Genomic DNA, 20253 nt, shown 5'->3' with positions numbered 1-20253 from the left:
TTCTAATAGAAGGTCTCCATGTCTGAACCCTTGTTTGGCCGGGTCGCACTGATTGGTATCGGTCTGATCGGCTCCTCTCTTTCGCATGTCATGCGCCGCGAAAAGCTGGCGGGTGAAATTGTTGTATCCACGCGCTCAGAAGTCACTCTGAAGCGTGCGGAAGAGTTGAAGCTTGGGGACCGATATTATCTGGACGCAGCAGAAGCCGTAAAAGGGGCAGACCTTGTCATCGTTTGTGTACCGGTTGGTGCATGTGGAGCCGTCGCGAAAACCATTGCGCCGCATCTGGCGAATGGTGCGATCGTGACGGATGTGGGTTCTGTTAAGGCCTCCGTTATTTCTGCGATGCAGCCGCATCTGCCGGATAATGTGCATTTTGTTCCGGGCCACCCGATTGCAGGTACTGAGTATTCTGGTCCTGATGCGGGCTTTGCCTCTCTCTTTGAGAGCCGCTGGTGCATTCTGACGCCTGTGCCGAACTGTGATCAGGGTGCTACAGAGCGCCTGACTGCGTTCTGGGAAGCGTGTGGCTCTCAGGTCGAGACCATGGATGCTGAGCACCATGATCTGGTGCTGGCTGTTGTGTCTCACCTTCCGCACATCATCGCTTACAACATTGTTGGAACGGCAGATGATCTGGAGACTGTGACCAAGTCTGAGGTGATCAAGTACTCCGCTTCTGGTTTCCGTGACTTCACCCGTCTGGCGTCTTCTGATCCGACCATGTGGCGGGATGTTTGCCTGAACAACAAAGAGGCTATTCTGGAGATGCTTTCTCGCTTCTCCGAGGACTTGTCTGCCTTGCAACGTGCGATCCGCTGGAGTGATGGGGATGCACTGTTCAAGCTGTTCACCCGCACCAAAGGCATTCGCCATCAGCTGGTTGAAGCTGGTCAGGAATCTGCGGCTCCGAACTTTGGTCGTGAGAACGAGCAGGGCGAGCCAGCAGAGTAAGCGTTTACTAATATTGTAAAACTCACTGAAAAGCAGGGCTGTGTGTCCTGCTTTTTTTGTTTGCACAAGGGTTCTTAATGCAGACGTAAACTCTTTGTTTAGCTTAAAGAATATCGCGAGGTCACAGTTAGTATTGCTCACCGTCTCTTTCCTGAAAACTAAAGAAAGCAGAATGGAACAAGGAGAGTAGACGTGCCTTACAATATTATCGCTACGAATACTTATGGTGTGATAGATGCTGATAACTTTGAGAACACCAGCTTTCTCACAGGTGGACAGGGATCTTGTCTGGTTGTTTATGTGTTGAACAAAGATGCCAACGGAAAGCCTATTGCTGCTGCGATGGCTCATATTCTCTCGGCAAATCTGAATAGCGCTAAGATGGTCAAGAATCCGAATGGGACAACAAGAAGGGAGTATTCTCCTGTTTCGAAGGATACCTGTCGTGAGCGACTGGGAGGGTTTTGGAGTAATCACCTGCATGACGCTCGGAAAGATAACGTCTTTATCTTCACCGGGCAGGAGCCAATTGAAACAACAAAAGAAGCCGTTAAAGCGGTTCAGGCGGCAATTAGTGATAATCCCGGTTTGCCGAGGGAAGTTGTGAAGCTCAATACTTCTCACTATGGCGTTGCTCCTGCGAATGGAAGTATCATTGAAAATAATATTCCTGCCTGGATGTTTGTCAGGACTAGGTTGATTCAGCTGGCTGGTACAGAAAAACCGTTGGTTACTGCTATCATGGATAAAGGAGTTTCTGGGAACACTCTGGTTGAGAATGCTGATTTTGATAGTAATATGAGAAGCTTGGAGCTGTAGTTCGCTGATTTGTGACCGTTCTCCTCTTTTTAAATGATAATAAGATTTGCTAGATTTCTTAATCTTCGTGAATGCATTGGTTTACCGAGGTTGCAAGGCATACTTTGCGTCTAGTGAGTTGCTGAATACTCTGAGCGTGAATAGAGCGCTTTCAGGAGTTTTCATCTGATGAAACTGAATGGATTGGCAGCCGTTGTTGCTGCTGGTTTTGCTGTTGCAAGTTTTGCTGCGATGGCTTCGAAAGAGGATCAGGTTCCTGCTGGTCCAACTGCTGTTGCTGTTATGAAAGACGCAGATGGCAAGCAGGTTGGCCGAGTGGTGTTGACAGAAACGCCGAGCCACATCCTTCACATCACTGCTTCGTTTGATGGGCTTCCTCCTGGGGTGCACGGCTTCCATGTGCACGAGACCGGCCTTTGTGAGCCAACCTTCTCAGCTGCTGGTGGACACTTTGCGCCGGAAGGGAATGAGCATGGCGTTGGCGTTGCTGGTGGGCCGCATGCGGGTGATTTGCCGAACCTGCATGTGCCGGAAAACGGGAAGCTGGTGGTGGAGTACTTTACGGAGAGGCTCGACCTTGCGCCTGATGATCCGGACAGTCTGATTGGCGGACCGGGAAGGGCGCTGATTGTGCATGCGGACCCTGATGACTATCACAGTCAGCCAACGGGTGATGCGGGTGGACGGATTGCCTGTGGGGTGATTGTGCCTGTGACGCAAAATGCAGATGGTTTCCAGAGCTATCCTGAAGAGCCAGTGAGCGACACCAAGTAGTTTTAGCACCGCATGGAAATCCATGCAGTGTTGGTGCTGAAAGTTCCCGTTTAAACGGGTGGAGCAAGGCGAACAGGCTCTGCCTGCGCTACTTGTTAAATGTGTTTCTTCGGCATTGGCTGTTCGCCTCGCCCGGGCCTTTTCTCATGAACACGCGGGCTCCCTCTCGAACAGACGCGACAGGCACGTGCTGTGCCTTTGACAGTTTCCTGTCACCACCGGACGCCCTCCGGAACGACCCCAAGCTCCCTACTACCACTGTGGTCTCAATAGGGTATGGCGCTTCACCGGACCTCCCGACACGATACGTTACCTCGTGTCAGTAGCCCAACCCCACCCACGCCACGGAGCGGACGGTCCACTCCTGCCCGAATGCGTGGGCACGAGATCAAGCTTAAGGAGGTTTTCGGCAAGGGGGATAAGTTTTTTAGAGAGGGGCTGCGAAAGGCGTGTTCCTGGCGTTTTATGGGATCGTTAGCCGGGGTTTGATGACACATACAGGAGTATGTTACCGTTAAGGTAAGTTGCTCGTGTGTGTTGGGAGTGCTGCGGGCAATTGAGTTTGGTTGGGGAGGGCCATCTCAATGGAGTTTTTTGATCCGATTTCGTATGCGGTGCCGTTTTTTATTATTCTGATGATTGCTGAAGGCGTGGCTTTGAAGCTGCGCGGTATTGATGGGTATGACGTCAAAGACACGTTTTTCAGTCTGGCGATGGGGATTGGGAGCCTTGTCGTAAAAATCGTGTTTGGGGCGGCTGTTTCTTATGCGGCGCATAGCTGGGTTTATAGTCATCGCCTTATTGAAAACGTGCCGGTCAACTGGTGGACCATCCTGATCTGCTTTGTGCTGTATGATCTAGCCTATTATTGGCAGCACCGGTTTGGGCATGAGTATCGCTGGTTCTGGGCGAGCCATGTGAACCACCATTCTTCGCAGCGTTACAATCTCTCGACTGCTTTACGGCAGACTTGGACGGGAACCATTGCGCTAACCTTCATCTTTGGCTTGCCGATTGCATTGTTTGGCTTTCCGCCGGAGATGATCTTCTTCGTTGCAGCGTGGAACCTGCTTTATCAGTTCTGGATTCATACAGAACTGGTGGATCGCATGGGGCCACTGGAATGGATCTTCAATACGCCCAGCCATCACCGTGTGCATCATGCGACGAACCCGCGATATCTGGACTCCAATTACGCAGGGACGTTGATCATCTGGGACCGGATGTTTGGCACGTTCAGCCCGGAAGTCGCTGAAGACCCGCCGCGGTATGGGATTGGCAAGAACCTTGAAACCAACAACCTGCTGATCGTTGCGTTCCATGAGTGGATTGCGATGGTGAAGGACCTGAAGACCGCGCGCTCTTTGAGAGATGTTTATGGCTACATGTTCCGCACGCCGGGCTGGACGCCCGATGGGTCTCGTATGACCACGAAGAAGGCAAAAGCGAACTGGAAGCGAAAACAGGAGCGTTTGAAGGCGCAGGAAGACGGGTTGTCGACCGGTGAGGGTGATCCGGCTGCCAAAGCCGTTGAGCCAGCTGAGTGAGCGTTTGAAGCGCAACAAAAAAGGGAGAGCCGAGGCCCTCCCTTTGGAAATCTAATTGCGAGCTGATTAGCTTGCTTTTGCAGCACGCTCAGCGCGTTTGCGCTCATGCGGGCAGAGCAGCGCTTTACGCAGACGGATGGATTCTGGAGTAACTTCCACCAGTTCATCCTCTGAGATGTAAGAGAGCGCGCCTTCAAGGCTCAGCTTCATTGGGGTGGTCAGCTTAACCGCATCGTCCTTACCAGCAGACCGGATGTTGGTGAGCTGCTTGCCCTTCAGAACGTTCACTTCAAGGTCGTTGCCGCGGGTGTGCTCACCTACGATCATGCCCTGATACACCTTGGTGCCCGGATCGATCATCATTGGACCGCGATCTTCCAGGTTGAACAGCGCGTATGCAACTGCTTCGCCCTGACCGTTGGACAGCAGAACGCCGGTGTGGCGACCCTGGATCTGACCTTTGTACGGTGCGTATTCGTGGAACACGCGGTTGAAGATTGCAGAACCACGTGTGTCAGACATCAGTTCTGCCTGATAACCGATGAGGCCACGGGTTGGTGCGTTGAACACGAGACGTGTACGACCACCGCCGGACGGACGCATTTCAAGCAGTTCAGCTTTGCGCTCGGTCAGCTTCTGAACAACAGCACCGGAGAACTCGTCATCAACGTCGATGATAACTTCTTCGATTGGCTCAAGGCGGTTGCCTGCTTCATCTTCCTGATAAACAACGCGTGGACGACCAACGCAAAGCTCGAAGCCTTCACGACGCATGTTTTCAATCAGGATTGCGAGCAGAAGTTCGCCGCGGCCAGAAACGATGAATGCATCTGGTTCGTCTGTTTCTTCAACGCGCAGTGCAACGTTACCTTCAGCTTCCTTCAGCAGACGCTCGCGGATAACGCGGGACTGAACCTTGGAGCCTTCGGTGCCAGCCAGAGGACCATCGTTCACGCGGAACATCATGGACAGGGTTGGCGGATCGATTGGCTGTGCCTGAATTGGCTCAGTGACCTGCGGGTCAACAATGGTGTCAGCAACAGTTGCCTTTGTGAGGCCTGCTACGGAAACGATGTCGCCTGCTTCACCTTCGTCAATTGCCTGACGCTCAAGGCCACGGAATGCGAGAACCTTGGAAATACGACCGGTTTCGATCAGCTTGCCATCACGGGACAGGGCTTTAACAGCCATGTTTGGTTTCGCAACGCCGGAAGCGATGCGGCCTGTGAGGATGCGACCGAGGAACGGATCGGATTCGATGGTGGTTGCCAGGAGGCGGAATTCACCTTCTTCAGCCTGTGGCTCGGACACTTTGTCGAGGATCATATCGAACAGTGGAGCCATGGAGTCCTGAGGACCTGCTGGTTCAAGTGACATCCATTCCTGCTTTGCAGAACCGTAGACGACTGGGAAGTCGAGCTGCTCTTCGTTTGCATCCAGAGATGCGAAGAGGTCGAACACTTCGTCCAGCACTTCGTCAGCACGCTGCTCAGGCTTGTCGATCTTGTTGATCGCGACGATTGGCTTGAGGCCAAGCTTCAGTGCTTTACCAAGTACGAACTTGGTCTGCGGCATTGGGCCTTCAGCTGCGTCAACGAGCAGGACAACACCGTCAACCATGTGAAGGATACGCTCAACTTCACCGCCGAAGTCGGCGTGGCCTGGGGTGTCAACGATGTTGATGCGGGTGTCTTTCCATACAAGCGAAGTGTTCTTCGCCAGAATGGTGATGCCGCGCTCACGCTCGATATCGTTGGAGTCCATCATGCGTTCTTCGGTGCGCTGGTTGTCGCGGAAGACGCCGGACTGCTTCAACAGGACGTCGATCAGGGTTGTCTTGCCGTGGTCAACGTGGGCGATGATCGCAATATTGCGAAGTTTCATGGAGGCTCCGTCTGGCCATAGGAAGTCGCGGCGTGTGGGAGGATCATGAGGTGCCCGATCCACGCCATTCCTTCAATCTGGTTTTTCTCTAATGAAAGATGCGCTCTTCTATCCTATTTTTGTGTCATTTCAAACCATCTCGCCAAAAAACTGCTAAGTATTTAGTCGAGCACGCTTTTTTCTAGGTCAGATTGGCTGGTTCGATAGATTTTGCCGGAAAAAGAACGCAATTCAGCTTCTGATAAGCTGACAAGTTCTCACCGAGGCATCAAAAAATGAGGTTTATTGCGGCTTTCGGCGCAAAAGTGTGCCAGATCACTTACTCTTCATTGAGGAAGTTGTAATCGTCGATAGAAAGCAGGCCGGATTTTCTCACCAATCTTGAGCGCACATCGATCTCAGCAAGGTCATACGCGTGCATCCATTGGCACTCATCCGGGCAACGGCCTACGATATCGAAGCTCTTGCCTGCAGGAATATAGAATTCTTCGAAGGGCTCTAAATTGATAAACTGACCATTGATCCCTATAGACATGCCAGGTGTCAGGGCGACGAAAATCTCTTCTGCCTCCGCAAACAGATTTCTCCAGATCCGTCCGGGCGTGTCAATTTGGTGGTGAAATGCGTATCCACGTTCGCGAAAGCTTGCTTGAAGCTCCTGTTTCTGTTGTTCAAGGTTAGACAGTTCAGGTAAAAGCAAGCAGTGCTCCTTTAATTTAGACCTTCGGCTAACTAATAAATTATGGGTCGGGACCATCAGTAGACAGTCGCTTGACTACAAAAAGGAATATGGCAATCTAATACCATTCAATATCGCAATATTGGGTATTGCAATCCCCAATATTTACACCAACTTATTCGTGGTGGGTGATTATAAGACAATAGAATACCCCCTGTGCGCGTAATCCCAAAAGTTGTTGGAAAACCAATGCAATTTGCAACCCAACAGTGGTTAGAAGAATGGTTTGCCCCTCTCGCCCCAAGCGAGGGCGTGAGTGCAACCAGACATGAATGTGTAGAAGTGATTCGCATGACAACCGCGACAAAGCCTCGCGCTGTTATGTATTCACCAAGCATTCGTATCGTTTTTCAGGGTCTGGTCAGAGGCCATTTGGGTAGCCAGAGTTTCCTTTATTCCCAGCAGAGCTATGCGGCACTTGTGTCTCCGATTCCACTTGAGATCGAGATCGTCGAAGCTTCGCCGGAGAAACCTCTCTACGCGGTCAATTTAGCGATTGATATCAACGTATTGGCAGAACTGATGCTGCTGATTGAGCAAGAGCCACTCGAGTTTGAGTATGGCGAAATGCTTGGTCGTCCAGCGCACCTTTCTGAAGAAGCGTTGTTTTCCGTTTGTCGTCTGATGCAGACGCTAAATAGCGAAGAACAAACGAAAATTCTCGCTGATGGATATTATCGAGAGTTTTTGTATCACGTGCTCAAGTCCGAGTACGGTGCAAGCCTGCGCGTGCTTTTCCAGAACAGTGAGAAGTCCCAGGGTATTGCGCGAGTTCTTCAAGTTTTGCACGAGGATTTCTCAACAAATCTGAGCGTGGACCAAATGGCGAAGATGGCATGCATGAGCATTTCTGCTTTCCATGCCGGCTTTAAGGGCGCAACTGGCCTGTCTCCGCTGCAGTATGTGAAATCGATCCGCCTGCATAAGGCGCGCTCCATGATGCTGAGCCAGAACATGAGTGCGAGTCAGGCTGCTTACCGGGTTGGCTATGCAAGCCCGTCTCAGTTCAGCCGCGAGTTCAAACGCTTCTTCGGCAGCTCTCCAACGCAGGAAGCAGCGAAGTTTCGCGTTGTGGGCTAAGGCTTGGCGTCATTGCTCTTTGATTTTGAACAGGTGCCCGGTGGATAATCGGGCACCTGTTTTTCGTTGTGCGTTCTAAGCAATTTCCCTAGAGTTGCCGCTCAACACGTGATTTTCAAGAAAACTGGTGAAGCGCATTCGGGTTAGCAACGTGCCTTGCCTTGGGGTTCGGGAATGAAAAAGGCAACGGGTACACCCACAGAGCTGCAGCTTTCTGCAGGACGGACTGCGGTTTTCGGGGCATTGCTGGTTACAATCGGTCCGCTTTCCATGGCGCTGTATACGCCTGCCTTGCCGACGTTGGCTGAGGTGTTTGGAACAACGGAAGCCGTCGCCAAGCTTACGCTTACGGTTTACTTCGCTGGCTTTACGCTCGCTCAGCTGCTCTGCGGGCCGCTCTCGGATGCGTTTGGGCGGCGACCAATTATTCTCGGGTTCTTCAGTTGTTATCTGTTGGGCAGTCTTCTTGCCTGGTTGGCTCCTAACATTGAGATGCTGTTGCTGGGGCGATTGATTCAGGGGATTGGCGCATCCAGCGGAATTGCTGTGGCGCGGGCGATTGTTCGGGACCAGTTCTCCGGTGAGGCAGGGGCGCGGATTATGAACCTGCTGGCGGTGATGCTTGGTATTGGGCCCGCGATCTCGCCCACCATTGGCGCTTTGACGCTGAGTGCGTTTGGCTGGCAAGCGATCTTTGTTTTGATGGTGGCGTATGCCGGTTTCATCCTGTTGCTGACGCTGACTATTTTGCCGGAGACGAACGCCTATCGGGATGCCCGCCTTATTCGTCCGAAGCAGATCCTTGCGTCTTATTGGAGGCTGCTGCGCTCCTTTGAGTTTATGCAGCCCTCGCTGATCCTCGGGTTCACGATCGGGGTGATCTATACGCTCTCCACGGTGCTGCCGTTTGTTTTGATTGAGCGGATTGGCCTGACGCCCTTGCAGTTTGGCATGGGGATGGTTCTGCAGTCGGGCTCGTTCTTCATGGGCGGAGTGGTGACGCGGCTGCTGCTTCGGCGGTTCAGCACAGAAGCGCTGCTTGCGCCTGCTTTGATCTGTTGCGGTTTGGGTGGTCTGGCGTTGTTTGTTGTCACTCAGCTTGAATATCTGAGTTTTCTGAGCATCATGGTCCCGATTGGGGTGTTTGCTTTTGGGGCGTCCATGGCGATGCCTGCGCTTTCCATGCGGGGGATGGAGCCGTTTCCTGAGATTGCCGGTGCTGCTTCCGCTCTGATGGGTTTCATTCAGATGGCGGGCGGGTTCTTTGGCAGCCTTGTCACGGCGGTTGTGGTGCCTGATCCTGTGACAGCGCTTGGTGTTGTTATGCCGGGAATGGCCTTCATCGCGCTGTTCTTGCTGGTGTTGCCGGTTAAGAAACGAAGCGTGGAAGAGCCGGTCAGTTCGTAACTGGCTGAATTTATGAGATGATTATGAACCAGCTGATCGCCGAATATTGCTCGGCCAACACTTTGCTCATTCCGGAATCGCTTCATGATATGGCCGATGCGCGTTTGATCATGTCGGATGGGAAGGCCTCTGTTTTTCATAAGTTTATCCGCGAGGACATGCGGGATATCGAGTTCTTTACGAGCACACCTTGTCTGGCTTTCGTGATCTCAGGGCGGGAGAGTTTTTCATCAGCTGAACATGAAGAGTTTGTTTTGAATGATGGTGAGATGCTCTTCATGGGGCGCGATCTTCATATGATTTCGGACTTCACCAATGAAGATGGGCCTTTGGAGGCTGTCCTTTTTTTCTTTGATACTGCTGTTATTGCAGAGTTCTTGAGGCGCAAGCGCATCACAGAGGGTGATAAGGCAGCAGCGCATCAGCCGTTCAAAGTTGCGGCCAATGCTTCCATAAGCGAGTACGTGGCGGGCCTGAAGTCTATCTATAAAGATCTCAATAAGGCACCTTCGGATCTGGTACGCATGAAACTGCTTGAACTGCTGTATCTGGTGGATTTGCTAGGGCATGAGCAACGTTTGCTCAGTTTTTTGATCGGGGCAAGCGCTGCCGGGAAACGGCGAAACATCAAGCATCTGATGCGGCACGGGAACGCCTACAATCTCTCAGTGAAAGACTTTGCCAGATTATCGGGGCGGTCAGTTTCCAGCTTTAACCGAGACTTCAAACGGCTCAATGGTGTGACGCCGAGCAAGTGGTTGCTGGATACTCGTTTAGAAAAAGCACGGGAGCTTGTTTTTGAGGGTAAGCTTAGCGTGACAGAGATTGCGATGCAGATTGGCTTTGCGAACACCTCTCATTTCATCAAAGCTTTCAAAGGGCGTTATGATGAGACGCCGAAGCAGGCGCGGCTGTCCTACCAAGATAGTTTTGCCGGATAATTCGTGAGCTGAAAACGGCATTTTTGGTGTTTTGCGCGTATAGGCGAACGAGATAGATGGATAATTTCTCCTTGTTTTTAAAGGAGAAAAACATGTCTATCACTGTTACATTGCAAATGAAGGTTAAAGAGGCGCGCTATGCGGAGCTGCAGCAATTTCTGCAGGCCAACCTTCCCAATGTACGCGGGTTTTCCGGCGCTCTGAGCGTTGGTGTTTTTTATAATGCTGAGCAGCAGGATTTGATGCTCTTTGAAGAATGGCTGTCTAAAGAACACCACCAAGCCTACATTCAGTTCATCTCAGAGAACGGCGTCATGAGCCAGTTGCTCTCCTTCATGCAAGATGCGCCGGTGATCACCTATTACGGGCGTGAAGTTCTGTAAAAAGCACTGAACTGAGTGGTGGGGTAACGATCACTCTTCGCTTTTGCTGGCAAACGATTGGTCTGAGGATGGTGAACTGTTCTCGGATCTCTCGATTTTTGCTGGAAACGGATGCAGCGGGAGGCTATGAGGGACCAGAAAGTGGGAGGGACCCTTATGGCAGAGTTTGATCATCGAGTGCTGGAAAGCTCTCAGCGGCCGCTTGTCATGGGCATCTTGAACGTGACCCCGGATAGCTTTTCTGATGGTGGGCAGTTCGATGCGCCCGCTGCTGCGCTTGCGCATGCGATTGAGATGATCGCCGAAGGGGCGGATATCATCGATGTTGGCGGCGAAAGCACGCGGCCCGGTGCGACTGTGGTTGAAGAGCTGGATGAGCTGGAGCGGGTTCTGCCGGTGCTGGATCTCATCAAAGAGCTGCCGGTTCTGATTTCCATCGACACCTATAAGGCCAAGGTTGCAGCAGCGGCCTGCAAGGCTGGCGCGCATATCGTCAATGATGTTTGGGGCTTGCAGAAAGACCCTGACATGGCTGGTGTGGTGGCGGATGCTGGTGTGCCTGTCATTATGATGCATAACCGCACCGAGGTTGATGAGCAGCTGGACATCATGGCTGACATCGAGCGCTTCTTCGAAAAATCACTCAAGCTGGCCACAGATGCTGGCATTCCGGAAGAGTATCAGATCCTCGATCCGGGCTTTGGCTTTGGCAAAACCCTTCAGCAGAACTATCAGATCCTGAACCGGCTTTCTGAGCTTCGTAAGTTTAACCGCCCAATCCTTGCGGGGGCATCTCGCAAACGTATGATTGGATATGTGTTGAATAATGAAGCGCCAGAGCGTATGGCTGGATCGCTTGCAGTCCACACGCTTTCGCTACAACACGGAGCGCAAATTCTGCGAGTGCATGATGTGAAGCCGCATGCTGATGCTGTGCGGATCTTCCAAGCAATGAAAGAACTAGGCAGCAGCCAATAATGACACAAGAAAAGATTGTTGCAGCACTTGGTTTGGGCTCAAATCTTGGCGATACCAAAGCGAATATCGACGGTGCAGTGGCCGCATTGAATGCTGTCGAGGGAATATCTGTTTTAAAAAAGTCGTCCGACTATCGCACACCGCCGTGGGGGCCTGTGCCGCAGGATGACTACCGCAACTGTTGCATTACCGTGGAGACGGTTCTGTCTCCGCGTGACCTGCTGAATGCGGGTCTGGATATCGAAAAGCAGCTTGGCCGTGTGCGTGATGTGCGCTGGGGGCCGCGGACGATCGATATCGACCTGCTCATCTATGATCACGCAAGCGTTGAGGAAGAGGGACTTCAGGTTCCACACCCACGCATGGGCGAGCGTGCGTTCGTGCTTATTCCGCTGACCGAGATCTGGCCGGAAGCACCTTTGCTGGATGGACGCACGGCAGCTGAAGCGCTGGAAACCTGCGCTGATAAGGAAGGCATCTACAAGCTGTAGATGCCGTAAAGCAGTTCTTGGTTTCGTTGAAACACATGAACTGCTTTAGGCTTTGACTTTGCATATCTTTATTCGAAAACCGGTTTCCACTTTTCGGCGATACGCTGTGACCTGCTTAAGCCGTCTTCATTCTGGCGACCAGATTATCCTTCAGCACGAACTGATGATAGAGCGCTGCGATGACGTGCAGGCCGAATGAAGCGAGTAAGATCGGGGCTGCTGTCCCATGGATTGCAGCTGGCGGGATGGTGATGTTTTCTGGCCATGCTTGCCAGTCTCCTGCCATTGCAAGTTCCATCAGGCCTGCAAACAGTGACATGCTCATGCCGGAGATGACCAGTGCCAATGGTGCGAGGTAGAGCAGCAGGTGAACCAGCTTTGACAGGCTGATCATCACAATACCCCAATCCGGATCTGGTTTTGGCCGTACGTGTTTGATGAGCAGCACGATGCGGTAGATCAGAAACAACCCTGTGAGAGCTCCAAGGCCTGCATGGGCCATGAAGATGTTGAGCTTTTCAGGTGAGACAGCCGTTCCTTCAAGGACTTTGCCCAGAATGAAAACAGCAATGATGGTGGCGGCAAACAGCCAGTGCAGGATGATTGTCGGGCGACTATATTTTTGTGGCGAAGACATTAGAATTACCTTTGGCGATAGGAATGGATTGATTTTAGTTTACATGTAAATTAGATGTCAATAATATAATAGAAGCAATAATTTCAGGAATTCGATGACCGAGACGATTTCATATCTGCCGTCCATGGGCAGATTGCTCAACACATTGTCAGAAGCGGCTTGTAGCTTGGCTGAAGACTACCTGCGCCCTCATGACCTTTCTCTGGCACAATGGGTGGTGCTTTCTGCGCTGTGGCGTCGTGACGGACTGAGTGTTTCGGAGCTTTCCGATTACTCTGGCAAGAAAACCGCTGCGCTTTCGCGTTTGCTTGATCGGATGGAGAGCAAAGGGTTGGTGAGCCGGTCGACGGTTGAGGATGATAAGCGCTCGGTGAAAATCCATTTGACGGAAAAAGGGCAGGGGCTCTCTCACCTCATTGATATGTACAGGCATGTGAACGGGATTTTGCTGGCTGACCTGACTGAGGACGAGCAGAAGCTGTTGCTTCCGATGCTGGAACGCATGCTGGAGAGTGTTCAGACAAAACATGGAAAGCCATGAGATCTGAAGCCTTAGGTGCTCGGGTTTATCAAAACCGATCGTGTCTTCGAAAAGAAAATTCATAGAAATCGCATTTTTGCCCTTGAAGCTACAGCGACTAGAGGTCTTATCTTCTCTTGCAATGATGAAATTGCATGGAGCTGATCATGTCCAACGCGGAAGATCGAAGCCAAAACATCTCTCCAGAAGAGTTAGAGAACCAAGCCACTAAAAGTTGCTGCTCCAGTCAGGCTGAGCAGCCTACAAAGGCAGAGAGTTCTTGCTGTTCTGGAAAAGGTGATGCGCAAGAGCAAGAAAGCTCTTGTTGTTCTTCCAAGAATGAAGCCCCCGTGGATGATTGCTGTGGTTCTGCCAAGGAACATGAGGCAAAGCATGTCCACACACACACTGGATGTGGCTGTGCCAGCAAAAATGAAGTTGCTATCCCCGATGTAACCAACTGGAAAGGTGCGCGTTCGTTTCGCGTTGAAGGACTGTGCTGTGCGGAGGAGATGGGTATTCTTCGCCGCGTGGTAGGGCCCGTTGTTGGCGACCCTGAGTATCTGGCGTTTGATGTGCTGAACGGGAAGATGATTGTTTCTCCTGTCGCCCGTGATGTCACAGACGAGCAGATTATGAAGGCGGTTGATAGCACGGGGATGAAAGCCGTTCTGTTTATTGAGCAGGAAGCGGCTGACGCGCGGGCAAAACAACATCGCCGATTGGGCACTTTTACCATTGCCAGTGGTCTGTTCTGGGCGGCTGCCATTATTGTTCAGGCAACTCTGTTCTTCTCAAGCACAAGTTCCACAGACGTGTTCAGTGTCTTTGACTCCGTTCCTTCCGGGCCGGTTGAAGTGCTGTATATGCTGGCCATTGTTGCAGGTCTGCGTCTGGTTGCTCCAAAGGGCTGGTATGCGCTGAGGACTTTGCGACCTGATATGAACCTACTGATGCTGGTGGCCGTTGCTGGCGCGATTGGCATCGGAGAGTGGTTTGAAGGGGCGACGGTTGCCTTCCTGTTTTCTCTCTCACTTTATCTGGAAAGCTGGAGTGTTGGGCGCGCTCGCAAGGCTGTGGCCGCGCTTATGGATATTGCACCAACTGTCGTGCGCTTGCTCAAGCCCGATGGCGGCGAAGAGGAAGTTGCCGCCAACAGCGTGAAGCCGGGTGCACTGTTTGTTGTACGTGGCGGTGACCGCATTCCGCTGGATGGCGTGGTGCGCAAAGGTGTTGGCAGTGTCGATCAGGCTCCGATTACGGGTGAAAGCGTCCCCGTGATGAAAGAGGCCGGTGATGATGTTTATGCCGGTACCATCAATGGTGAAGGCAGCTTTGAGGTAGAGGCGACCAAGGGCGCTGATGACACCATGCTGGCCCGTATCATCCGTATGGTGAGCGAAGCGCAGGCACGTCGCGCTGCTGCTGAGCAGTGGGTTGAGAAGTTTGCTCGTGTTTATACGCCAGCTGTGATGGTTCTGGCTGTGTTGCTGGCTGTTATTCCGCCGTTGCTGTTTGGTGCGGCCTGGATGGACTGGTTCTATCGCGCGTTGGTTCTGCTGGTCATTGCCTGCCCCTGTGCGCTGGTGATCTCCACGCCTGTCTCCATTGTTGCTGGTTTAACCTCTGCCGCTCGCAATGGCGTGCTGATCAAAGGCGGTGTGTTCCTTGAACTGCCTGCTCGCTTGAAAGCGCTGGCTTTTGACAAGACCGGGACCATCACCAATGGTCTGCCAACAGTGACAGATGTTTACCCGCTGTCCGGCCATAGCGTGGAAGAGCTTCTCGTACGAGCAGCTTCTTTGGAAGCCCGCAGTTCCCACCCTTTGGCAGAAGCGATCCTGACACGTGCGAAGGAAGATGGCGTTGCGTATCAGCCTGCTGAGAATGTTGAACTGTTACCGGGGCGTGGCCTTTCCGGTCAGCGTAATGGCAAGAGCTATTGGCTCGGGTCTCGCCGGTTCCTGAATGAAAAAGACTTCGACATTGGCGAAGCAGATGCCAAAGCACGTGAGCTGGAAGCTGAAGGCAAGACCGTGGTTGCGGTTGGCACCGATGCCCACGTCTGTGGTCTGATCGCGCTGGCTGATACTGTTCGTGACACTGCCGAGGAGCTGGTTTCTCAGCTACATAAAGCTGGCGTTGAGAAGCTGGTTATGCTGACGGGTGACAACAAGGCGACGGCGGAGCGGGTTGCGGCTTCAGTTGGGATCGACGAGGTACGCGCTGAGTTGCTGCCGGAGGATAAGGTTGCCGCTGTTGAGCAGCTCTCTCATGAATATGAGACTGTGGCGATGATCGGTGATGGTGTCAACGATGCACCTGCGATGGCCCGGGCGAGCTTTGGTGTGGCGATGGGCGCGATTGGCTCAGATGCCGCGATTGAGACGGCTGACATCGCGTTGATGAAAGATGACCTTTCCCGTCTGCCGTGGCTCATCCACCATTCAAAGCGGACGCTTCAGATCATCCACCAGAACATCGCTTTTGCGTTTGTCGTGAAAGGCCTGCTGGTGATCCTGACCGCCCTCGGCTTCGCCAGCCTCTGGGCAGCGATCCTCGGGGATGTGGGGGCTACGCTGATCGTGGTGACCAACGCCCTACGATTGCTGAAAGATCGCGCAGAGTAGCAAAAGAAAAGCCGAGACGAATGCCTCGGCTTTTTCGTGTTTTTTACTTCACGTAGAGAGCGGTTTCGGTCGCAAGCTGAATGTTTTTGTTGCGGGCCGCACCCATGATCAGGAACCAGTCGATCAGCGTCCAGATGCCGAGTGCACCGAGAGTGATAAGCTTCAGGATGCCAAGGCCGATCTGACCGGTGTAGAAACGGTCGATGCCGAGACTTCCGAGGAACAGGCCAAGTACGAGAGCCACGGTTGGGTTCTTTTCTTTACCTGCAAACATCACGTCAAAATCAGACTGCTTGTCTTCAGCAACATTGTCTCTGATCGTTTTCAACTGCATAAAGTAATTTGCTTTGTTCATAACTCACCTTTCAATTGCACAGGCGTGCGGGTGCAAATTCTTGATTGAAGAAGTTAGCTTTATATCTATTAAATTGCACTCTGCAAGGCTTATGTGGGTGTCTTTTTATATGTTGAACCACTTAGTTTTCGGAGTGGGTTTTGCCATGATGACGACTGCCCCAAAGTGAGGGAAAGCCTCTCCTAACGAGATGTGTCTGAAGAATGCGGCTTGCTAATTCGCCAATCTCCAGAAGCTCTGCCTGCAATGATCCAGTAGATGAAGCCGGCGATAAAACCTGCTGATGCTGCTACGGATGAGCCGGGGCGGAAACCTTCAGAAGGGGGTGTTGGCGTTGCTGTTCCGGGAGTGGAGTAGGTGATGATGCTGCCTGCTTCGTTTGAGGCGTAGAACAAGTCCGCGGGGAGAGTGCCGCCGATGCCCCAGAGGACGAGGGCGATGAGGCCACCTGCGGAAACATGGTAGATCACGCCTCGCCATTTCATCAGTTCAGCAAAGCCGATGGCGAAACCGCTTGGGATGAGCGACAGAGCTCCAATCACGCTCGCGGAGATAATCGTGCTCCACGTGATCGCGATGAGCTGAATGATGTCGGCCTCAGGTCCTCCATGCACGCTCAGGGTTCTAAAGAAGCCCCAGGACAAAAACAGACCGGCTGCGATGATTGCCAATGAGAAGCCTAAGGCGATACGGAGCAGCTGAAAAAAGAGCTTGGTTCCGTCGATCATTGTGCAATCCTTTATATCTGTGTCTGATGTGGTGGTCTTCTGCTTTTCAAGAATACACCAATAGCTATTGAGCAAATGAGGATTTCAATTGCAAATGTCCAGTGCAGGATGAAGCTCCAGATATAATTCTCGTAGATAGCCGGGATCTTGATGAGTTCCACTTGGAGTTTGGAGAATGGAGCAAGCCAGAAGACAGGTGCTGCAACACTGTCCAGCGCCATGTGTAGCAGGCCGCCGATGCTTATTCCGAACAAAGCAACACCCGAGCGGGATTTTCTCGACAACAGGATGGCTGATAGCGCAAGGAGCGTGAGCCAGGTTATTGGCCAATGAGAAAGGTAGTGCCTGTGATGGGTGCTCTGGCTGTCTACAAGATAGAAGTAGAGCATGTCAGCATCAGGGAGAATGCCGCCGATTGAGGTCCAAAGGACGAGTTGCCGGGACTTCAGATTCAGCCGTTTCGTAGCTGCCTTTCCCAGTAGGTAGCCAGCAGGCAAGTGAGCAATAAACATGATTGGGGCCAATAGGATATGAGAGTGGCCAGAACCATTCATCATGACTATGGCGAGAGTTAGCAGTGCTCACATGTTTGCTCTGTGCTTTGCAATCAACCGATCACATTACCCGTTCTCCGTCCTCGTCAGCAGCATGGCGACGCTGATGAAGTGGAAGTCGTAGAGGTGAGGGGCTTCGCGGACGCGGTGTTCGCCGCGGGCGTAGATGCTGTCGAGGAGCTCGGTGGTGTTTGGGAGGTGTGAAAGGGCTGCTCTCAGGGGAGCTTCGGTGAAAGCTCGATAGAAGTTCACCATTTGCCGAGCGTAGGCGGAGGCATCGTTGTCTTGCTCGTATTGCTCTACGAAGGGAACCGGTGTTTCGTAGCATTCTGCTTTGTCGATGGTGAACAGGTGAGACAGTGTCCCACTCTCAGGTTTTACGGGCGCTGTGAGCTGTTCCAGGCTGCGTATGTAGACAGGATGATAGTAGCGCTCATAGGTGTCTTGAGAGATTGAGCCGTTGGCGACGTGATCGAGCAGAGACAGGTTGAATAAGTTTACGATCCCGTCTGCGGTTGAGACATGTTCATTTCTGCCGACAGTTTGCAGCAGGAGTTTGCCGCCTGGCTCGAGTTCGTTTGCTCGTGCTGTGAGAAATGTTTCCAAATCATGGGCGGCTTGTTTCTCGCAGACTTCCTTATCTTTTGCTGAGATAGAACCACTCTCAGTTGAGAGGCTTGGGCCGTTGGGCATCACGTAGTCGGGCAGGCGTTCCAGCGGGCGTTCTGAGAGGAACACCGTTGCATTGAAAGATGTTGCCAGATGCACAGAGCCGGGAGGTAGCAACTGGTTGAACATAGAACCGCCGACGATGCCGCCAAAGACAGTTGGATCAGTGTAGGGAGGCTGAGTGCGATTACCGATGGCGTCGAGCAGGGTGGAGTAATCGTTGCTGGGCAGATCGCTATGGATTGCCTGAACTGGATTGGTGCCATGCTGTCTTGTGGCTTCAGTGAGCTGAGCCATGATCTGCATGGAATTAGCTCCCTCAGAACATCCGTAATCGATAAATCGGAGTGGTGATCCGTTTGTTGGTATTGGCAGGTTGCCGACGGCTTCGTGTAGCCATGGGTACACATAGGCGATGGTGGCTTGCTGCGTGGCGGAGTTCTTATTGTAGAACCCTTTGGCCTTCATGCCAGTGGTTGTGGCGTTCTTTTGAGAGGGATGTGCTTTGTCTGTCATGGGGGTGATGTCCAGTTATCGCATCTGTCCTGACGGCCACGATATCTGAAGTCCGTGCACATGGAGTGAACGCAAAGAAAAAGGCCGGCGCTTATCTCAAGCACCGGCCTTTCGAGTAATTATTGCTGAGCTTTGGTTAGGCGTCGCCCTGGGTCTGCGCTTTTTCAAGAGCTTCACGCTCTGATTTACGGAGACGCTCAGAAGCGGACTTCAGCTGGCCACAGGCAGCGAAAATATCGCGGCCACGTGGGGTACGGATTGGAGAAGCGTAGCCTGCGCGGTTCACAACATCTGCGAATTCTTCGATCTGCTCCCAATCAGAACACTCATATGGAGAGCCCGGCCATGGGTTGAACGGCAGCAGGTTGATCTTTGCCGGAATGCCTTTGAGCAGCTGTACCAGTTTCTTCGCATCTTCAAGGCTGTCGTTGACGCCTTTCAGCATCACGTATTCGAAGGTGATGCGCTTTGCGTTGGACAGGCCCGGATAGTCACGGCATGCCTGAAGCAGCGTTTCCAGATTGTACTTCTTGTTGATTGGAACAAGTACGTTACGGAGCTCGTCATTCACTGCGTGCAGGGAGATTGCCAGCATACAGCCGATTTCGTCACCGGTGCGTGCAATTTCTGGAGTTACGCCAGATGTTGACAGAGTGATGCGGCGCTTGGAAAGGGACAGGCCATCACCGTCTGAAGCGATCAGAAGCGCTTTCTTGACGTTCTCGAAATTGTAGAGCGGCTCGCCCATGCCCATCATCACGATATTGGTGATGCGGCGGCGATTGGATGTGGACGCGTCCAGACCACCTTCCGGTGCATCTGCATCCGGGAAGTCATTTAGACGATCCTTTGCGAGCATTAGCTGTGCGAGGATCTCTTCAGCGGTCAGGTTGCGAACCATTTTCTGCGTGCCAGTGTGGCAGAAGGTGCAGGTGAGGGTACAGCCAACCTGAGAGGAGATGCAGAGCGTTCCGCGGTCTTCTTCCGGGATGTAGACTGTTTCTACCTCAACCGGTTTACCAGCACCGCGAGACGGGAAGCGGAACAGCCATTTGCGGGTGCCGTCGACGGAGATCTGTTCGGTGACGATTTCCGGACGGGCGATGGTGAATGCGAAGTCCAGTTTGGTGCGCAGGTCTTTGGAAACGTTGCTCATCTTGCTGAAATCAGAGATGCCGCGAACGTAGAGCCAGTGCCACAGCTGGTTCACGCGCATGCGGATCTGACGGTCTGGGACACCTACTGCAGCAAGGGCATTGCCCAACTCTTCCCGGCTGAGGCCGATAAGGGATGGCTTTTCTTCCTGCACCGGATCTGTTGCAGGAGTTGATTTTACTGCGCTGGTCGCCGCCGGATCAGCGGATTTGTGCGCGATGTCTAACGATACCGCCATGGTCATTCACCAGTTGTTCTTAGATGCTCGGCTTTAAGCTTATGTTCTTTGCGTATTCAATCCCGAAGAATGTGCCTCACTCTTCAGCAATACGGTTTAGCAGGAAAAAGCGGGATATGAGCGCCCATTGCTCGCTGCTAAAAATGCGAAGAGGCGGTCGCCAGCAGCAACCGCCTACGTATTCGGCACGCTTATAGCCGAAATCGCGTAGTTTGAAAATCCCAGATCTCAAATTGCGTGGCGGCAAGCTGGCG

At 52.5% G+C, this 20253-nt stretch carries 20 protein-coding genes; 12 read left to right on the top strand and 8 right to left on the bottom strand.

Annotation, left to right across the window (positions count from 1 at the left end; genetic code table 11):
• The first annotated feature begins 18 nt into the window (after positions 1-18).
• The 4 genes from PSE_RS00705 (at position 19) to PSE_RS00690 (ending at position 4094) form a co-directional block, all read left to right on the top strand.
• Positions 19-954 carry a prephenate/arogenate dehydrogenase family protein gene (locus PSE_RS00705; protein WP_014283119.1) on the top strand — a complete coding sequence of 312 codons (936 nt, stop codon included), beginning with the start codon at positions 19-21 and terminating at the stop codon, positions 952-954.
• A gap of 192 nt (positions 955-1146) precedes the next feature.
• On the top strand, positions 1147-1773 hold the full coding sequence (locus PSE_RS00700; RefSeq protein ID WP_041767760.1) for a hypothetical protein: 627 nt from the start codon (positions 1147-1149) through the stop codon (positions 1771-1773).
• A gap of 168 nt (positions 1774-1941) precedes the next feature.
• Entirely contained in the window at positions 1942-2547 is a 606-nt protein-coding gene (locus PSE_RS00695; RefSeq protein ID WP_014283117.1) for a superoxide dismutase family protein, read from the top strand.
• Between the two features lie 584 nt (positions 2548-3131).
• Entirely contained in the window at positions 3132-4094 is a 963-nt protein-coding gene (locus PSE_RS00690; protein ID WP_014283116.1) for a sterol desaturase family protein, read from the top strand.
• A gap of 66 nt (positions 4095-4160) precedes the next feature.
• Here the strand turns inward: PSE_RS00690 and typA are convergent, their stop codons facing one another.
• Positions 4161-5978 carry a translational GTPase TypA gene (gene typA / locus PSE_RS00685; RefSeq protein ID WP_008550498.1) on the bottom strand — a complete coding sequence of 606 codons (1818 nt, stop codon included), beginning with the start codon at positions 5976-5978 and terminating at the stop codon, positions 4161-4163.
• Positions 5979-6297: 319 nt separating this feature from the next.
• Positions 6298-6678, bottom strand: coding sequence for a hypothetical protein (locus PSE_RS00680; RefSeq protein WP_008550598.1), 381 nt, complete (start codon positions 6676-6678; stop codon positions 6298-6300).
• Positions 6679-6969: 291 nt separating this feature from the next.
• Between PSE_RS00680 and PSE_RS00675 the strand changes: the two genes are divergently transcribed.
• The 6 genes from PSE_RS00675 (at position 6970) to folK (ending at position 11997) form a co-directional block, all read left to right on the top strand.
• Positions 6970-7797, top strand: a complete 828-nt coding sequence (locus tag PSE_RS00675) for an AraC family transcriptional regulator N-terminal domain-containing protein (RefSeq protein WP_371256337.1) — start codon at positions 6970-6972, stop codon at positions 7795-7797.
• Positions 7798-7971: 174 nt separating this feature from the next.
• Positions 7972-9204 (top strand): multidrug effflux MFS transporter, encoded by a 1233-nt coding sequence (locus tag PSE_RS00670; RefSeq protein WP_014283111.1) that lies wholly within the window; start codon positions 7972-7974, stop codon positions 9202-9204.
• A 23-nt stretch (positions 9205-9227) separates the two neighbouring features.
• Positions 9228-10145 (top strand): helix-turn-helix transcriptional regulator, encoded by a 918-nt coding sequence (locus tag PSE_RS00665; RefSeq protein WP_208998056.1) that lies wholly within the window; start codon positions 9228-9230, stop codon positions 10143-10145.
• A gap of 92 nt (positions 10146-10237) precedes the next feature.
• Entirely contained in the window at positions 10238-10528 is a 291-nt protein-coding gene (locus tag PSE_RS00660) for a putative quinol monooxygenase (RefSeq protein ID WP_041767759.1), read from the top strand.
• Positions 10529-10684: 156 nt separating this feature from the next.
• Positions 10685-11506 carry a dihydropteroate synthase gene (gene folP / locus PSE_RS00655; RefSeq protein WP_014283108.1) on the top strand — a complete coding sequence of 274 codons (822 nt, stop codon included), beginning with the start codon at positions 10685-10687 and terminating at the stop codon, positions 11504-11506.
• The gene (gene folK, locus PSE_RS00650; protein WP_014283107.1) at positions 11506-11997 is read left to right on the top strand and encodes a 2-amino-4-hydroxy-6-hydroxymethyldihydropteridine diphosphokinase; all 492 of its coding nucleotides are present in this window, start codon (positions 11506-11508) and stop codon (positions 11995-11997) included. Before folP ends, folK begins: the two co-directional genes overlap by 1 nt.
• A gap of 115 nt (positions 11998-12112) precedes the next feature.
• Here folK and PSE_RS00645 read toward each other — a convergent pair whose 3' ends face one another.
• Positions 12113-12634 carry a cytochrome b gene (locus PSE_RS00645; protein WP_014283106.1) on the bottom strand — a complete coding sequence of 174 codons (522 nt, stop codon included), beginning with the start codon at positions 12632-12634 and terminating at the stop codon, positions 12113-12115.
• Between the two features lie 94 nt (positions 12635-12728).
• On the opposite strand from PSE_RS00645, the gene PSE_RS00640 reads away from it, so the two are divergent.
• The gene (locus PSE_RS00640; RefSeq protein WP_014283105.1) at positions 12729-13175 is read left to right on the top strand and encodes a MarR family winged helix-turn-helix transcriptional regulator; all 447 of its coding nucleotides are present in this window, start codon (positions 12729-12731) and stop codon (positions 13173-13175) included.
• Between the two features lie 146 nt (positions 13176-13321).
• Positions 13322-15784, top strand: a complete 2463-nt coding sequence (locus PSE_RS00635; protein ID WP_208998055.1) for a cation-translocating P-type ATPase — start codon at positions 13322-13324, stop codon at positions 15782-15784.
• Positions 15785-15827: 43 nt separating this feature from the next.
• On the opposite strand, the gene PSE_RS00630 is transcribed toward PSE_RS00635, so the two are convergent.
• The 5 genes from PSE_RS00630 to rlmN all read right to left on the bottom strand — a co-directional run bounded on the left by PSE_RS00630 (position 15828) and on the right by rlmN (position 19999).
• Complete coding sequence (locus PSE_RS00630) at positions 15828-16139, bottom strand: TM2 domain-containing protein (RefSeq protein WP_014283103.1); 312 nt, start codon at positions 16137-16139, stop codon at positions 15828-15830.
• A 182-nt stretch (positions 16140-16321) separates the two neighbouring features.
• On the bottom strand, positions 16322-16867 hold the full coding sequence (locus PSE_RS00625) for a hypothetical protein (RefSeq protein ID WP_014283102.1): 546 nt from the start codon (positions 16865-16867) through the stop codon (positions 16322-16324).
• A gap of 11 nt (positions 16868-16878) precedes the next feature.
• Entirely contained in the window at positions 16879-17379 is a 501-nt protein-coding gene (locus PSE_RS00620) for a metal-dependent hydrolase (RefSeq protein ID WP_041768824.1), read from the bottom strand.
• A gap of 108 nt (positions 17380-17487) precedes the next feature.
• Entirely contained in the window at positions 17488-18606 is a 1119-nt protein-coding gene (locus tag PSE_RS00615) for a hypothetical protein (RefSeq protein WP_014283100.1), read from the bottom strand.
• A gap of 136 nt (positions 18607-18742) precedes the next feature.
• Positions 18743-19999 carry a 23S rRNA (adenine(2503)-C(2))-methyltransferase RlmN gene (gene rlmN, locus PSE_RS00610; RefSeq protein WP_041768823.1) on the bottom strand — a complete coding sequence of 419 codons (1257 nt, stop codon included), beginning with the start codon at positions 19997-19999 and terminating at the stop codon, positions 18743-18745.
• Between the last annotated feature and the right edge of the window lie 254 nt (positions 20000-20253).

The organism is Pseudovibrio sp. FO-BEG1 (assembly GCF_000236645.1).
Classification (GTDB): Bacteria; Pseudomonadota; Alphaproteobacteria; order Rhizobiales; family Stappiaceae; genus Pseudovibrio.
This window is presented reverse-complemented; position numbering and strand designations above follow the sequence as displayed.

Excerpts from the sequence above, each read along its gene's own strand:
- PSE_RS00705 (WP_014283119.1), top strand. The coding sequence starts at position 19 with ATGTCTGAACCCTTGTTTGGCCGGGTCGCACTGATTGGTATCGGTCTG.
- PSE_RS00695 (WP_014283117.1), top strand. The coding sequence starts at position 1,942 with ATGAAACTGAATGGATTGGCAGCCGTTGTTGCTGCTGGTTTTGCTGTT.
- PSE_RS00690 (WP_014283116.1), top strand. The coding sequence starts at position 3,132 with ATGGAGTTTTTTGATCCGATTTCGTATGCGGTGCCGTTTTTTATTATT.
- typA (WP_008550498.1), bottom strand. The coding sequence starts at position 5,978 with ATGAAACTTCGCAATATTGCGATCATCGCCCACGTTGACCACGGCAAG.
- PSE_RS00670 (WP_014283111.1), top strand. The coding sequence starts at position 7,972 with ATGAAAAAGGCAACGGGTACACCCACAGAGCTGCAGCTTTCTGCAGGA.
- PSE_RS00665 (WP_208998056.1), top strand. The coding sequence starts at position 9,228 with ATGAACCAGCTGATCGCCGAATATTGCTCGGCCAACACTTTGCTCATT.
- PSE_RS00660 (WP_041767759.1), top strand. The coding sequence starts at position 10,238 with ATGTCTATCACTGTTACATTGCAAATGAAGGTTAAAGAGGCGCGCTAT.
- folP (WP_014283108.1), top strand. The coding sequence starts at position 10,685 with ATGGCAGAGTTTGATCATCGAGTGCTGGAAAGCTCTCAGCGGCCGCTT.
- folK (WP_014283107.1), top strand. The coding sequence starts at position 11,506 with ATGACACAAGAAAAGATTGTTGCAGCACTTGGTTTGGGCTCAAATCTT.
- PSE_RS00645 (WP_014283106.1), bottom strand. The coding sequence starts at position 12,634 with ATGTCTTCGCCACAAAAATATAGTCGCCCGACAATCATCCTGCACTGG.
- PSE_RS00640 (WP_014283105.1), top strand. The coding sequence starts at position 12,729 with ATGACCGAGACGATTTCATATCTGCCGTCCATGGGCAGATTGCTCAAC.
- PSE_RS00635 (WP_208998055.1), top strand. The coding sequence starts at position 13,322 with ATGTCCAACGCGGAAGATCGAAGCCAAAACATCTCTCCAGAAGAGTTA.
- PSE_RS00630 (WP_014283103.1), bottom strand. The coding sequence starts at position 16,139 with ATGAACAAAGCAAATTACTTTATGCAGTTGAAAACGATCAGAGACAAT.
- PSE_RS00625 (WP_014283102.1), bottom strand. The coding sequence starts at position 16,867 with ATGATCGACGGAACCAAGCTCTTTTTTCAGCTGCTCCGTATCGCCTTA.
- PSE_RS00620 (WP_041768824.1), bottom strand. The coding sequence starts at position 17,379 with ATGTTTATTGCTCACTTGCCTGCTGGCTACCTACTGGGAAAGGCAGCT.
- PSE_RS00615 (WP_014283100.1), bottom strand. The coding sequence starts at position 18,606 with ATGACAGACAAAGCACATCCCTCTCAAAAGAACGCCACAACCACTGGC.
- rlmN (WP_041768823.1), bottom strand. The coding sequence starts at position 19,999 with ATGGCGGTATCGTTAGACATCGCGCACAAATCCGCTGATCCGGCGGCG.